Source organism: Mesorhizobium sp. M0772 (genome assembly GCF_040320135.1).
Taxonomy (GTDB): domain Bacteria; phylum Pseudomonadota; class Alphaproteobacteria; order Rhizobiales; family Rhizobiaceae; genus Mesorhizobium.
On sequence record NZ_JAMYPB010000123.1, the window covers coordinates 1 to 759 of the forward strand.

The following is a 759-nucleotide window of genomic DNA, read 5'->3' on the forward strand; positions in this document are numbered from 1 at the left end:
GAGGTGGAGCAGAAGGTCTGGACCGCCACGCTCGGCCCCTCCAGGCCAAGCTTGTAAGATAGCGTCGAACACAACGCGTCTTTGTCGTTGCCTATGGCAAGGCCGATCTCACCGATCATCTCGACTAGGTCAGGATCGACGTACAGATTATTGAGGAGATAGGTCGAGAACGCCGAGCCAGCAAATACCCCGATCAGCGGATCGGGGGACGAGGGCAGGTAACCGGCACCCTCCAGCGCCTGCCACGCGCACTCCAAAAGTAGCCGATGCTGTGGATCCATTGTTTCGGCATCACGTGGGGTATAGCCGAAGAATTTCGAATCAAACTTATCAAAGTCCTCGAGGACTGAACCCGACCGCACGAAATTCGGATCTTCGAGGGCGGCGACAGAAAGCCCGCGGCGAGCCAATTCTTCCCTCGAAAACTCCTGGATCGAGCGTTTCCCCTCGATAAGATTTCTCCATAGAGCCGCGACGGTAGGCGCGCCGGGAAATCTGCCTGCTGAACCAATGATGGCTATTCCGGAAGGCAAGGCTTTCGTCTCCGACAGGTGGGCTGCACAACGGCCAGTTCCAGAGTTTAACGAGTCACGACTTTCCTGCGACTGAATCCAAGGGTGGCCTCGCGACGGAGGCTGCCACGCGCCACGATGTTTTCGAGCGGCGCCTCGACCGTCTCTCCGGCATCGAGTTCGAGATAGTGGGCCAGGGCCGCGACGGTTGGGGCCTGGAACAGCACATAGCTGGGCACGCTGGGCA

General features: G+C 58.9%; 1 protein-coding gene. It reads right to left on the reverse strand.

Going from position 1 to position 759, the window contains the following annotated elements; all coding sequences use genetic code 11:
* The coding region (locus NKI06_RS30855) for a beta-ketoacyl synthase N-terminal-like domain-containing protein (RefSeq protein ID WP_352987927.1) at positions 1–533 on the reverse strand (533 nt) is incomplete at its 3' end.
* Between the last annotated feature and the right edge of the window lie 226 nt (positions 534–759).